We start from the raw sequence: 462 nt of genomic DNA, 5'->3' as shown, positions 1-462 counted from the left end.
TATCGCGGCTTTTTGTTACCTAGAATTCTTAACGCTTTATTTACAACGTCAATTTATAGTATAAGTAGCAATACGGTATAATGTGAGTTGAAAAGGATTTCGTTATTCATGAGATATACCCCCACACTAAAATTGAGCACCCGATTGGTCGCATTTGTCACCGTAATAGTTATCAGTGCGATGTTCATTCTTTTTATCGGTGGCACCCTCTCATTTAAGCGTATCGGGCAAGAGTATTTAGACCATTATTTGGTGGGTATTGTCGACGTTGTAGATAAAGAAATGGAAGACCCAGGCGCTGCATATTCAATGCAACGTTGGATGCCTAAGATGTTGCAAGCAAGCAACATTGTTGAGATGAAACTCTTGAATAAGACCGGCATTGTTTATCGCTTCAAAGATACTTCACCACAGATTGATCCTAGTCGCCTTTATGAAAAGAGCTTTGTATTAGAGCGAAAT

Annotated in this window: 1 pseudogene; it reads left to right on the top strand. The window is 39.0% G+C overall.

What is annotated here, in order from left to right:
* Positions 1–108: 108 nt before the first annotated feature.
* Positions 109–462: pseudogene (locus BCT81_RS03590) on the top strand (RNase E specificity factor CsrD); the annotation flags it as partial.

Origin of the sequence: Vibrio sp. 10N.261.52.A1 (genome assembly GCF_002876325.1) — a bacterium.
Taxonomy (GTDB): domain Bacteria; phylum Pseudomonadota; class Gammaproteobacteria; order Enterobacterales; family Vibrionaceae; genus Vibrio; species Vibrio chagasii.
The sequence above is the reverse complement of the archived record's forward strand: the minus strand, read 5'-3'. Positions and strand labels throughout refer to the sequence as shown.